Source organism: Thermocladium modestius (genome assembly GCF_055398215.1).
Window position 1 is genome coordinate 1,245,002 of record NZ_AP043731.1, and the last position, 13,174, is coordinate 1,258,175.

At 42.9% G+C, this 13,174-nt stretch carries 15 protein-coding genes; 7 read left to right on the forward strand and 8 right to left on the reverse strand.

All coding sequences use genetic code 11. The features are described 5' to 3' along the window. The first annotated feature begins 242 nt into the window (after positions 1-242). On the forward strand, positions 243-689 hold the full coding sequence (locus tag ACZ5ZS_RS06470; RefSeq protein ID WP_188596777.1) for an Hsp20/alpha crystallin family protein: 447 nt from the start codon (positions 243-245) through the stop codon (positions 687-689). A gap of 152 nt (positions 690-841) precedes the next feature. Continuing rightward, positions 842-1,888: a phosphate uptake regulator PhoU gene (locus ACZ5ZS_RS06475; RefSeq protein ID WP_188596778.1), complete on the forward strand. Its 1,047-nt coding sequence runs from the start codon at positions 842-844 to the stop codon at positions 1,886-1,888. Between the two features lie 78 nt (positions 1,889-1,966). On the opposite strand, the gene ACZ5ZS_RS06480 is transcribed toward ACZ5ZS_RS06475, so the two are convergent. Together ACZ5ZS_RS06480 and ACZ5ZS_RS06485 are read right to left on the reverse strand one after the other, a co-directional pair. Then, on the reverse strand, positions 1,967-2,542 hold the full coding sequence (locus ACZ5ZS_RS06480) for a class I SAM-dependent methyltransferase (RefSeq protein ID WP_188596779.1): 576 nt from the start codon (positions 2,540-2,542) through the stop codon (positions 1,967-1,969). A gap of 13 nt (positions 2,543-2,555) precedes the next feature. After that, the gene (locus ACZ5ZS_RS06485) at positions 2,556-3,380 is read right to left on the reverse strand and encodes a hypothetical protein (RefSeq protein WP_188596780.1); all 825 of its coding nucleotides are present in this window, start codon (positions 3,378-3,380) and stop codon (positions 2,556-2,558) included. A 244-nt stretch (positions 3,381-3,624) separates the two neighbouring features. Here ACZ5ZS_RS06485 and ACZ5ZS_RS06490 point away from each other — a divergent pair, with 244 nt between their 5' ends. Then, positions 3,625-4,623 carry a hypothetical protein gene (locus ACZ5ZS_RS06490; RefSeq protein ID WP_464858138.1) on the forward strand — a complete coding sequence of 333 codons (999 nt, stop codon included), beginning with the start codon at positions 3,625-3,627 and terminating at the stop codon, positions 4,621-4,623. Between the two features lie 145 nt (positions 4,624-4,768). Here the strand turns inward: ACZ5ZS_RS06490 and ACZ5ZS_RS06495 are convergent, their stop codons facing one another. After that, entirely contained in the window at positions 4,769-5,281 is a 513-nt protein-coding gene (locus ACZ5ZS_RS06495) for a gamma carbonic anhydrase family protein (RefSeq protein WP_188596782.1), read from the reverse strand. A 109-nt stretch (positions 5,282-5,390) separates the two neighbouring features. On the opposite strand from ACZ5ZS_RS06495, the gene ACZ5ZS_RS06500 reads away from it, so the two are divergent. From ACZ5ZS_RS06500 to ACZ5ZS_RS06510, 3 genes are all read left to right on the forward strand, one after another. Then, positions 5,391-5,672 (forward strand): ubiquitin-like small modifier protein 1, encoded by a 282-nt coding sequence (locus tag ACZ5ZS_RS06500; RefSeq protein WP_188596783.1) that lies wholly within the window; start codon positions 5,391-5,393, stop codon positions 5,670-5,672. Between the two features lie 245 nt (positions 5,673-5,917). Next, on the forward strand, positions 5,918-7,366 hold the full coding sequence (glcS, locus tag ACZ5ZS_RS06505) for a glucose ABC transporter substrate-binding protein GlcS (protein ID WP_188596784.1): 1,449 nt from the start codon (positions 5,918-5,920) through the stop codon (positions 7,364-7,366). A gap of 150 nt (positions 7,367-7,516) precedes the next feature. Further along, a complete protein-coding gene (locus tag ACZ5ZS_RS06510) occupies positions 7,517-7,912 on the forward strand; it encodes a hypothetical protein (RefSeq protein WP_075060377.1) in 396 nt (131 codons plus the stop codon). Between the two features lie 44 nt (positions 7,913-7,956). Here the strand turns inward: ACZ5ZS_RS06510 and moaA are convergent, their stop codons facing one another. Together moaA and rrp4 are read right to left on the reverse strand one after the other, a co-directional pair. Then, positions 7,957-8,892, reverse strand: a complete 936-nt coding sequence (gene moaA, locus ACZ5ZS_RS06515; RefSeq protein WP_188596785.1) for a GTP 3',8-cyclase MoaA — start codon at positions 8,890-8,892, stop codon at positions 7,957-7,959. Positions 8,893-9,324: 432 nt separating this feature from the next. Then, positions 9,325-10,083 (reverse strand): exosome complex RNA-binding protein Rrp4, encoded by a 759-nt coding sequence (gene rrp4 / locus ACZ5ZS_RS06520; RefSeq protein WP_188596786.1) that lies wholly within the window; start codon positions 10,081-10,083, stop codon positions 9,325-9,327. A 154-nt stretch (positions 10,084-10,237) separates the two neighbouring features. Between rrp4 and ACZ5ZS_RS06525 the strand changes: the two genes are divergently transcribed. After that, positions 10,238-11,299 (forward strand): hypothetical protein, encoded by a 1,062-nt coding sequence (locus tag ACZ5ZS_RS06525; RefSeq protein ID WP_188596787.1) that lies wholly within the window; start codon positions 10,238-10,240, stop codon positions 11,297-11,299. A 14-nt stretch (positions 11,300-11,313) separates the two neighbouring features. Here the strand turns inward: ACZ5ZS_RS06525 and ACZ5ZS_RS06530 are convergent, their stop codons facing one another. From ACZ5ZS_RS06530 to ACZ5ZS_RS06540, 3 genes are all read right to left on the reverse strand, one after another. Continuing rightward, the gene (locus tag ACZ5ZS_RS06530; RefSeq protein ID WP_188596788.1) at positions 11,314-12,207 is read right to left on the reverse strand and encodes a Gfo/Idh/MocA family protein; all 894 of its coding nucleotides are present in this window, start codon (positions 12,205-12,207) and stop codon (positions 11,314-11,316) included. 128 nt (positions 12,208-12,335) lie between these two features. Next, complete coding sequence (locus ACZ5ZS_RS06535) at positions 12,336-12,632, reverse strand: hypothetical protein (RefSeq protein WP_188596789.1); 297 nt, start codon at positions 12,630-12,632, stop codon at positions 12,336-12,338. A gap of 2 nt (positions 12,633-12,634) precedes the next feature. Beyond that, the gene (locus tag ACZ5ZS_RS06540; protein WP_188596790.1) at positions 12,635-13,159 is read right to left on the reverse strand and encodes a PDDEXK family nuclease; all 525 of its coding nucleotides are present in this window, start codon (positions 13,157-13,159) and stop codon (positions 12,635-12,637) included. Positions 13,160-13,174 lie beyond the last annotated feature (15 nt).

Below are 13,174 nucleotides of genomic sequence, written 5' to 3' on the forward strand. Positions count from 1 at the left end.
TAACTAAACATAATTCGATCTCTTCCCCCTTTCTGGCCAACAGAGAATTCCCAGGCCTAGTGAGTTATGCCCCCTTGATGGATGCCGCCCTATTGCCAAGAACCCATGTAGATCTGAATTGAAAAGATGACCCTAATACTTAGGATGGTTGGGGAACGGCATTATATGAGAACTTCATCTCAAGATTGAATCATTTCATTTTATCCGTTAGTTAAATAATGACTCTTTGTTCTTATGAGCACATGCAAGAGCAAATGCAGATTCCCCCGGAGAAGGAAGCCACAATTGTATATGATGCCTCTAAGGCTGAGAATGCAATACGGGAGTTAATGGAGAGGATGGCATTGGCATCTGGGTCGGCTAATATATCCAGAGAACCCGCCGCGGATGTGGTGGAGGAACCCGATAGAGTTATTATACTATTTGATGTGCCTGGCATACCCAAGGAACGATTAAAGATAGTGGTTGGATCCAATTACGTGGAGGTGAGGACGGACCCAATGCCTCTTCCTCAGTCTAAGTTCGTCCATTTAGAGAGAATGGCCAATTACAGGCTACAGAGAAAGATAGAGTTCCCATTTAAGCTTAAAATAGACGAAGCTAAGGCATATCTTAAGGACGGGGTACTACAAATAACTATTCCTAAAATTGGGGAGAACGCAACAGAGACTGAGTTAACAGTTGAGTAGTATACGTAAACTAAGCAATATTAAATATAGTCCGGTCTCGGATATCATTCAAGCATATACATTTAGGTCTCAATATTTCTTATGTTACTTCCAATAATAGATGACAGAATAAAGTATTTATAGGGTAATAGATATAGGAACAGTGATCTATTGTGAAGTATGAGCCAGAAACCCGAAGGGTGCAATTAACAGGAGGGGCTACCTTAATAGTATCCCTTCCAAAGGAGTGGACGAGGGCAACCGACCTCAAACCAGGCGACGAGGTGCTAGTGATGCCTCAACCCGATCTATCCTTGCTGGTTGTTCCTAAAAAAATCGATAAGATGACGGCATTCGAGGCAACGCTCAACGTCCAAGATGATCTATCCAATAAGGATCACTTGGAGAGGATACTCTTGTCATATTACCTAGCAGGCTACGACGTGTTCAAGCTTAACTTCGACGTATCCACCACAACGCTGAAGAAGGAAATAAAGGACTTGGTCAGGCGAAAGCTGACGGGCGTCGAGGTGACGGAGGAGGGCAGAAATAGCCTAGTCATGCAGAACTTAATAGATATTCCTGACGTCAAGATAAACGACATAGTGCTCAAGATAGTTAGGGCATTGGCTGGAATGCTCGAGGACGTGAGGACTGCCTTGGACACAGCCGATAAATCCATACTCAACGACATAATAGAGCGAGACAATGAAGTGGATAAGTTCTACTGGCTTCTCAATAGGCTCTTGAAAAGAATGGTGGTCAGCAAGCATTCCATGAGCCTATCGGGCCTGAAGGATCCCAGAAACCTATTGGAATACGCGACAATCAATAAATCCCTAGAGAGAGCCGCTGATCACGTAGTTGAAATATCCTATGAATTGCTTAACATGGGCTCGGCATACCTAATAGGAATACCGAAGGATGTTAGGAATAAATTGGGCGAAATGACCGTGTTGGATCATAAATTGCTAGACTCCATTTCCAAAGCATTCATTGACTCCATAACCTTGGAGGAGGTGAATCGGATAATAGACTTAGCCAAGTCCGAGTCCAAATCATCAATTCCAAACATAATGAACGATATAACCAAGATAGAGATAGATCCATCGCTATCCGCTAGCATAAGGACCATAATAAACAGTCTCTCCAGGATAGGAGAGTACATATCCGATATAGGAGAGGCTGTGATTAACTTAACAATAGAAAGGCCTAGTTAAGCTGAAATGATGCGTATTGGAAGGACAAAAACTGGAGCGAGCTTCGACTTGCTGAACTCAATGGCATTTACTATCCTTCTAACGTAATACGCTGGTTATTATGTCCTCGAAAAACACATGCTTCACCGCCCTGCGCATTATCGTGAACCCCCCAGCCTTCGCGGCAGTCTCTACGAGACTCATGGACTCGGAGGAGTACGTTATAACCGTGAACTCAACGTTCAGATCCTTTACTTGCCTTAAAAAGACATCTATTAAATCATTTCTGAGATAATTTATGTAAATGGATGCATCCATCCAATCCACGTCGCCTGACCTACGGGGCCCCAACAAATATGGTAGATTGAATATTACAAGGTCAACCTTCATGGGTCTGAGGGAAGATAATAGATCCGACCGTATCGAGTCTATGGAGTCCGACGCTAAACTTGTTAGACGGGCTGCATGAGGATTTATATCTATTCCAATTAATGCCTTATATCTACAATTAATTTTCACCATTTCCTCGACCAATTGACCTATCACGTAGCCGCTGCCGCTGCCCACCTCCACCAAGCTGATCTCACCTTTCTTCTCGCAAATGCTCCTTAAAATTGATAGGGAGACATCTAGGGTCTGCGCAGAATCATCTGATGGAGGATATACGAATTCCATTCAGGTCCCAAGCCTAGAGGGGAGACATGACTAGGAAGTAAGCTATAACGTTTGGGACAAACATGATGAATATGTATATCGTGAAGACAACCTCAAGGGATAGACTGGTCTCCAGCGACACGAGGGTAGATAATAGGGATATCGAGGTGACCGTCGATAGGTAGCCAATCGTGTATATTACGGCAGCGATCACAGGGTCATACATGAAACCCAAGGCATATGCAAGCGAGTATACCGTTGATGCCGATAAGAGCGGTATCAGCGATGCCAATGAGTAGGTTACCCAATACAATACATGATGCATGGGCATCATTATCTTAAGGATTATCACATTTGCTAAAACAAAGGAAATAATGGATACTATAGTGATGTATTGGGGAAGCATCGCATCGGTGGTTGGCAGTAGGAAGAGCAATTTAACGCCGCTCATATACATTATTGCGGTGCTTATCGATAATATCAAGATCGAATATAGCAAGAGAATCTTGGCCTCCACTTGATGAAGATAAACCCCTATTGGTCTTAGGGAGATGTAATTAATGAACTTGTGAAGGGAACCCAGGGGCTTATCCTCATCTATGTTCATATCCTTAAGGGCATTGACGACGTTACGTCCCCTATCCGTTAATATGACTTGGGAACCTATTTTTGCTACCAAACCTTGTAGTCTCATTGTCTCTATATCGTATAGTAAAATGGATAGGGGTAAATTTAACTCCTTTTCTAGTTCCACCAGGGATTTGGCGGAGGCGTAGATAGATTTCAATATCTTCAACCTGCGGGGCCTAGATACTATGAATCGCAAGTAAGTGGAGTCACTCGTGAAGGATTTATCCATCAATCAACCACCACGGACGCTCATTGAGAACCAGGGCAGTAAACAGCATGATCCACTTTAATTCACCAAGCAATCGATCCATAAACATCATAGCTCACCTTAAGATGGTTAGCCATTATTTAAGCGTTTTGTCCAAAGAAGGGGGACGGCAACAATAGATAAACAAAACATGAGATGCTTATTCGAGGAGGGATTTAGGTAAGCTTATAAATGTTTTTGACGATATAATTGCCCAAGGTATACAATGAATATAGATGAAATAAAGAGCTGGATAAGTTCGTTGCTTGCCAAAGAGCAGAAGGTATTTCTAAACAGGTTATTGGAGGAGGCCGAAGCCAGGGGAATAGGAAGGATTGCTCTCTTCATGGCAATTAACTCCATAATACAAGAAGATAAAGACATAGTAGCCATGAACCCAGTTGAAATAGGAAGAATAAAACTGGGTAAAGAAGAGATAAGGATCTCGCTGCCCCAAGAAATAGAACTGAAGCGAAACACTCGACAAAGACGTCGCTCACCTAAGGGGATCAATATAATAGAGGCCTTATATGAAGAACAAAGACAAGAAACAAAACCAAAGGAAGAACAAAGACAAGAAACAAAACCAAAGGAAGAACAAAGACAAGAAACAAAACCAAAGGAAGAACAAAGACAAGAAACAAAACCAAAGGAAGAACAAAGACAAGAAACAAAACCAAAGGAAGAACAAAGACAAGAAACAAAACCAAAGGAAGAACAAAGACAAGAAACAAAACCAAAGGAAGAACAAAGACAAGAAACAAAACCAAAGGAAGAACAAAGACAAGAAACAAAACCAAAGGAAGAACAAAGACAAGAAACAAAACCAAAGGAAGAACAAAGACAAGAAACAAAACCAAAGGAAGAACAAAGACAAGAAACAAAACCAAAGGAAGAACAAAGACAAGAAACAAAACCAAAGGAAGAACAAAGACAAGAAACAAAACCAAAGGAAGAACTCATTATTCCTGGCTTTAATGATGAGGAGAGCCAGCGAGCAGCACTTGCAATAATACAGTATATAAACAAATACTGGAGTGTTGGTAGAATGAGACTGGTGGATGATCTATATCATTCGACCGGCATACGACGGGAGACTCTGATACGCGTCTTGGATGTATTAAGTAAGCAAGGATATGTGGAGTTGGTGGAGCCCGGAATTGTGAATAGAACTGAAAAAACCCCCACCATTGGAATAAAACTGACCGAATTAATAAAGCGATGACCGAATTAAGGCAGATCCTGAGCATGCATAGATTGGGGAACCATATTTCACAATACGTGTAATAATATGTGTATGAGGTGATTTGATTATTCAGCAAAGACAAAAACTCATCCTAAATAATATATAGATAGAAAGGGAAAATCACTTAAAGGATTCCCACATATTCGCGGGCTAACTCCAAGTATGCCTTGTAATTATTGATTATGCGTAGCTTGGATTCTTCATCTACAGTCTTGATCACTTTGGCGGGAACCCCAACAGCTATGCTATACGGTGGTATTACCATGCCCTCCGTAACGACAGCGCCAGCGCCTATTATGGAGTAATCGCCTATTACCGAATTGTTGAGCAATATGGCTCCCATGCCTATCAAGACATTATTGCCTACCTTAGCGCCATGCACTATGGCTCGATGCCCAATAGTTACTCCACTTCCTATCTGGGTCACGATTCCCTTGTCTGTATGAATCACTGTTAGGTCCTGTATGTTTGAGTTATCTCCAATAACTATGCGATCCTCATCTCCCCTGATCACCACAAATGGCCATAGGCTAACATTATCTCCGATCTCCACATCCCCTATTACATAGGCGCTACTCGGGATGAGCACGTTTTTCCCTATCCTTGGGAGTTTATCTTTATATCTTAATATTGGCATGATGAGGGCGCCCGCGACGACCTTAAAAGCATGCCTATGGAGCACTTTATGATCAAGACAAAGGAACTTAAAACAAAGACTTATTAATCACAAGGGCATGATATCACCCATGAAGGTAATAGTTAAATTCTTGGCCACATTTTATGATATAGCAAAGACCTTGAGGACAGAGATTGAGGTACCTGATGACGCTACCATAAGCGATTTGTTAAAAACCATTGATGAAAAGATAAACCCCAGCATTTCGAAGACCTTGCTGGATGGAGATAAGGTCAGGGATGGATATAATATATTAGTTAATGGCAGAGCAATAGAATTCAAGAAGGGACTTCAAACAGAGTTGAGCGATGGAGATGAAGTTGTTCTGCTACCTCCCATAGGTGGCGGCTAAACAATAATTATAAAAATTGAAAACAATCAAAATAAAGGCTATTAATGGCTTCCATCCTTTTATCTGACGTAAGTATCTATTGATTTTATAATTTAACGGAACATAATTATAATTCTCAAAAAGATACTCATCATCTAACTAGTTTAAATACATAAAATATGATTGTTAAATAAATAATATATTATTGGTTTTTATTATTACCGGTGCACCATAATGCTTAAATTGGCAATTTATTTTTTATTATTATGAAGGGATTATCTAGGACCGCGTGGGCCGTGATAGCCGTCGTGATCATCGTCGTAATAGTCGCGGCGGCAGCGGCCCTCACCTACAAACCACCCACCAAGACAACCACCACGCCCGTCCCAACAACATCCTCACTAATATTCTACACATGGTGGGCAACTACGGGAAAAGTTGCTCTTAATCATTTGATACCTGCCTTCGAAAACCAATACCACCTAAACGTAACGCCCATGATAACTCCGGGGGCTGGTGGTACTAATGCCAAGTATGCCATACTCACGCTAATAGAAGTAGGCAAGCCGCCTGCTATATTCCAGAGCCTAGTTGGAGCCAATATGTTGAGCTACGTGGAATCTGCTCCCAATGGCATTCATACATTTCTTAATTTAACTCCCATATTGATGAAAGAAGGGATTTTAAACCATGTGGTAATGCCTGCCTTTGAGGCGGCGGCATACAATGGAACAATATTAAATGTACCAGTCAGCGTGCATAGTGGATTTGTTCTATACATGAACCTGAATTTATTAAGGAAATATGATCTTCCTATTCCCTACAATCTTACTACTCTGGAATACGATACTATGGAACTAGTACATCATGGCATAACTCCATGGATGGTTCCCGGTGCCGATGGCGGCTATGACCAAGAACAATTGTGGTTTGCAATTTTCTTATCGTTAGGCGGTCCGCAATTGATGAATGAATTGATATATGGCACAATTCCTCTTTCTAATTCCACTTTCCAAAGAATATTTAATGAAACTAATAGAATATTCCTTAACTTCACATCGTACAATTATCCTGGTTGGCAATCCTTGACTTGGACCCAAGGAATAGCGTTGGTATCCCAAGGTTCTGCGGCATTCGAGGTAGATGTGGATTCAGCCACTAATTATTTATTTGATTTTCAGAACATTACGGTATACCCAGCAATAGAGCCATATATTGAATGGAATAACGTGACGGTGGTAGCAATTCCCTTTTCGGGAACCCAAAATTACTTCCCATTAGTAATGGATGCGATAGCCATACCAGTAAGTCCTCAAGAGAACCAAGCTATTCAATTCATGAATTATTGGATATCCTACGCTGGTCAACAAGTTTGGACCAGATGGAAAGCAGTTACATATTATATAAATGGAACTGATTGGTACAATACGCCTCAACAATGGTATATGTATCAGCACTTACTTGCTACTAAACCGAATAATTTCGTCATAGATCCCCTTTCACTATTCGCAGACGTAGATGGCGAATTATATTCAGGACTATTGGCTTTGCAGCAACAAGGCGCCTCCGCATTGCCCCTTTGGAATTCTACCTTTACCTCTGCCATGCATCAGGAGGAGAGTGAGTGGTTGGCCGCGGCTAAGTTGGGCCTCGGATACTTAGGATTCCCCGGCCATCCCTTTGCCGGCTACTATCCGCCTTGGGTCAACTCCTAACAATGCAGCCAAGACAAATCATTAAAATAACCCATTTCCCGGTCATTCCACCTATAAATACCATGTATCACTTATAAGAAATCAATATTCCTCTTTCTAACTCTTTCCTTCTCCATTAAATTTAAAACAAAACGATATCTGCATTAATATATGAATAAAAGCCTGGCATTGCTGATTGGAAATTTCGACAAGATAAAACACATGAACCCAAAGGATGTGGAGTCCACCATGGGAAACATATTGAACTTATTATATGAGGTGAATGATGAAGTTACTGACGAGGATTGCTGCATTAAATACGTGATAGATGTATTGCATGAATTACTGGCAGCGCTTCATATAGCCATCAATTATCATTCAATTGGCAATTATGAGGAGAGAATAATGGACGAAATTGCAGCTATGAGCAAAATACCTGGTTCATGCTCAATGGATATGCGCAGCACATGCATTGAATTGGCGAAGAAGAGGGAAACCGCGAGAAGCCTATATGAGGGATTGGTTCATGAATTAAGGCTTATGGGCATGAGCGAGCGCTCTATTTAGCAAAGTATTAAAAACACGGTAAGCTAAAGCCAAAGTGAGGATAGCTATATCTTAACTGTTATGCGAGACCCAATGCCCTTGAAATTCGGTTCTCGCAGTGAATTGGCTTCCTTGAAGGCATTTATCAATGATTCCAAGTTCCTTCCTTTTATGATGTTCCATAGATCCAATACGGGCCTCTTATATAAACACGTCTTAAGCTGGCCATTGGATGTTAACCTCATTGTCGTGCATCCCGCGCAAAATAATGGATTTTCGTAATTCTTTATCAATTCCACTCTTATTCCATCGATGGAGAACAAAGGCCTATTATGGAGATCCATCCTATTTCCAATGAATTTACCACGCTTCTCCAACAACGGTATTATATTGTTTATATTATAATAATGCTTCGAGAAGATGGACGATCCATCGCCTACAGGCATCAATTCTATGAATTGCAGATCAAAACCATGTTTTGAAGCGAAATCTATCATGTCGTCAACCTCATCAGTGTTAACGCCGCTTAAGAGAACGACGTTCAATTTGATCCTCCTAAAGTAATTCTTGGCCTCCATCAAACCATTCAATACATTCTCAAAACCATCGACTCCAGTTATGTACTTATACCTATCTGGCTTAAGGCTATGCAAGGAGACGTTAAGCCTATTTAGCCCAGCATGGCTTAGATGCCTAGCTAAATCCCTCAACATGTAACCATTGGTAGTCAACGATATATCGCTCGGTCGCCTCTCCGCTATTTCCTCTATTATCTTGACTATATCCCTTCTTAGAAGAGGCTCTCCCCCCGTTATCTTATAATCATTTATTCCCACCCTCATGGCGGCATCGATGACGAATCCTATATCCTCCGGCGTCAACTCTGGAATTAACCTGGATTGGCCCTCAAAATGACAGAAGATGCATGAAAAGTTACAGACGCTGTTAACCACTATCCTAAGTTTCAGCAATGGCCTGCCATAATTGTCTATCAATACCATTCTTGGAATGACCCCGATACCACTTTAAATAAATTACCGGTTGAACCAAAGCCATTATCGATTAATGCGTGAACACGACTTAATAACTAGAGCCAGCCCAAGTGAATCTAACCTATCGCCTAGAAAGCAAGGCCTAGCTTGAACATAAACTGCCCCCCTTAGGGGTGGGGCTTTGGGGGTTTCCGGCGGCCTTCGCGGCGCGCCTTCACTTCCCCTTCAGGGTGCTTACGAGCCCCCGACCTGCGCCTCCCCTTAAGGCACGGGCCATGTTAATAGCAGCGTTCAAGTCACGGTTATACACCACGCCCCACTTAGGGCACCTATGCTCTCCCCGTCCACTTGGACAACATACCCACACCTGTGACAAGTTTTAGACGCATTTAGGATTAATGTAAACCACCTTAATCCCGTTGATTTTCGCTTTGTACTCTATCAGGCAGGGCCAGTATCTCTTTGATCCGTCGATTTACCGCCGCGCGAGGCCTTGTACTCAGCCACGTAGGCTTTCATCTTATCCGTTAATCCGCTGGTGTGGCTTTCCTGCTCTATCTTCTTTACCGCATGCACTACAAATGACTCATCCTCCTCATTTTTGCACTTAATCCATACCCTGCCGTTTTGCCCCACCGTAACATCACACCCAAGTTCCTCCCTGAACATATTAGCCATGGAGCCCTTCTTCCCTATCACTCTGGGAACCTTCGTGGGATCCACCTCGACCACCACCCCGTCCTCTATCCTGCCCAACCTGGCTTCCCTCAGCGTCAACGTTACCGGGTAATCCCTGGATAGATTAACATCGATTATTTTGGCTAAGATGACGTCGCCTATCTTCAAGATTGTCTTCAAATCCACATTAGTAACGTCCAATTGCCTTAAGGTGGCTTCATGAATTGATAGAAATGCCGCGTAGGGGGATTTTATATCGATCTCCCATCCAGTTACCGTTATATCCACCACATAGCCTATCACCATATCGCCCACCCTCGGCCTATAAGTTCCATTAAGCGGTATTACTTGGATTTCCTGCTCGCCTGAATCCAGTTCCTTTATGTTTATGACGGATACAGCGGCCGCGTATATCTTATCGCCCTCGCTATATATTGCTCCGCTTATTGTGTTTTTGCCACCCTTTAATCCTACCTGGTCTCCAGGCAATACTATCTGCTTATCAGAAACGTTCACCTCCATTACTTAATCACCTCAACGTATCCCATAATTATTGCAGGATTATCCCCTTCCGGATTTTAAACATATCGTCAACCCCGTAGAAGCGTCAACGACCTACCTATCGAGGCAGGCTATTCACAAAAGCGATTTAAGCCACGCATCGCAAATAATGCGAATGCTGGACTGCGGCATTGACGTGAAATGCCTCATGGATTCTCTACTCAACGCGATAGCGGACCTACCGAGTTCGATGCATGAAGTAACGGCTTTAATAGAAATGCTGCCGGAAAATGCGTTGAGGGATGCATTGAAGGAAGCAGGCGAACGCGTGAGGAAGCTATGCGAGGTAAATCCGCCACCCATAAAGGCGCTATCCTTGATAAAGGCCGAGTCGATAACTGATGCAGGCACCGCCCAATGCATCGCTATGGCACTGCTTGACGCCGGAAAGTATGTGGAGTCCATCTCATTCGTGGAAAGGGCGCTTCAAATAGAGGGCAATTCACCCAATTCAAGTTATCTAAGGGCACTGTTAAACATTGCCATTGCCGGAGATGCAGTTCAGAGATCCCAATTATATCACCTGGAAAATAACCACGAGGAAGAGAAGAGGCAAGTAATGGAGGGAGCCAAGCATTATCTGAATGCATCTGCAATTTATGACGCGCTGGGCGAGGCGGAGCACGCCGACCTAACCAGATTCAATGCTATAGATGCAATGGCTAAGTACTATTTCCTGCATGGAGACCTTGATGAGGCGTTGGTTCAATATTCTCGCTGCGATGCAGCGATTAGGGATGAAGAGACTAGGAATAGATGTAGATCCATGAAATCGTTCTTGGAGGCAATGATGGAGGGCACCACGGAGAAATACGAAGAAGCCGGAGATGAGCTGATCTCTATGGAGATGTTTCAGTATGCCGTAATGGCCTATGGAGCCGCATATCAACTGAGCGGCGAGCCTAGGATTTATTTGAAATATATGGGCGCATTGGTGAATTATGTAGATGGCGAGGTAAGGAGCAGGTACGGTAAATTCGAGGACTTAATTAGCGATGTCGAAAAGAGGGGAATTAAAGTCGTGGCTAATGAGGTGGATGTGGATGAGGAGTCACTGCAAGAGTACATAGATATCAGGGCATTATTAGAAAACGGCGCGGAGCCCGACGTAATTATAAGGTACTTGATGAGGGATGAGAACGCCAAGAAAATGGCAAAGAACGCCGCCAATAAGTGAAGAGCTGGGTTGGGTTAAATTGATACGGAGCCTGAGCCCCTCATTATTGAATCCATCACCCTTTGCAGCCTTATTGCCTCCTCCAGGGTAGTCTTGGGCCTCTCCTTGCCCTTCACTGCCCTTATGGCGTTCCTGTCCTCCTCCAATAATTGATCCACCGTCCTTGCAGCATAGCCCTCACAATCGGTCCTCCCGTTAATTAAATCCATCATACAAGCACTCCCCTGATTTTTAATGATGGAATATTGCCTTAATTTGATGGGCGATATCCACGATGCATGGATTACGGCGGTGGCGTAATTGTCTAGGTCGAGCGATACTATTGATGAGACTATTACGCCGTTCCGTTCAATGTTAAGCGATTTCAGCGAAACATATGTGGGTTTCATGCTCCAAATCACGGCGTCCAAGTCATGAAGAACTAAGTCGAATATTACATTTACATAAACTGAGTAGTCCCTATTTAAGTTGGATAGACGTTTTACATCTATGTGATGTATGTCCTTAATGGTGGTCATATATTCTATTAATGGGTTGAATCGTTCTATGTGAGCTGGAATCAATATATGGCCGCTCTTCTTTGATTTGTTTAATAATTCAATTCCATCTCTCACGTCAACTATTACTGGCTTCTCTACCAGTAAATTGGAGACGTCCAACAATTTATGCGATAATTCATAGTGAGTTAAGGATGGAGTTGCTATTATGGTAAGATCTGGCTTGAATGATGCAATCTCATCCAGCGACTTTAAGTGCGTCGCTCCATACATGGCCGAGGCTTCCTTAGCCTTGTCTTCGACCACGTCAAATACTCCCACCTCCTCTATTTCCTCGTCCTTGCGTAATTTATTCACTGCAGATAAATGATATTGCCCCATCCTGCCAACGCCCACAATGGCTACCTTCATGATGCTCTCCTCACGCCATTTGCATTGGTATTTTAATCTTTAATGCCTAGCCTTCGTAATTGAGGCAATTAGGCTCTAGGAGGAATAACTGCCATTCGACGAGGTTCATCCTTGGATTAGGTAAAAAGTTAATTGCATTTAAGGTCATCGATTACCTTAAGTAACTCGCTCATTGATTTTCCGCTCCATATTACTTCATCCCCACACTCCACTTGCACGGAGTCCAATGGATAATTAGTCAAAGCTTGGTGGGGGGCCAATGGAAATGCCTTACTCCAAGACATGGCCTTACCCGCCTCATCCAATGCCCTTATTTCCTTGTCTATCAAGACACTGTATTTAGTTCCCTTGAACCTGACCCGTATCTTCAAGTCGTATCTCCTGCTTCTCTGCACTAACTCCTCCAGTTCCCTCAGAGTTACCATAACTATAAGTCGGATTTAATGGGTTTAAAAGTAAACGCTTTATAGTAAGTCAATATTCCATCAGCGCTCACCAATGCCAATATCAGCTGCATTCCATTGCTCTCTGAATACTTTATGAGGTCTATTATGCTCCTCACGGTCTCTCCTTTTCCCTCATTGACTATCTTTATTATATATCTGGGCCTATCCCTTATGGAATCCTTCTTTTTCTCCCACGCCACCAAGTCCACAGATGAACCCCGCAATACATGTGCTCTATATCCCCTCTTCTTCAGATCAAGGAAAACTATGAAACGCCAAAAATCATTATCTGGCAATACTTGCTCCAACGTCATTTTCCTATCATCTATATAAACGGCGACGCTAGCGTCACTCGACAATATATAGGCAAGCTCCACGGGGTCCGCCGATAATCCCTTCTCCCTTAGATACAGCTTGGTCGCATCATCGCCGGGAACCACCTCATCACCGGACCTAATGAATCGCAGTTCCTTGATGCGCTGATCATCCGCTCGTCTCTCTTGCATGCCTGATTGAGCTCA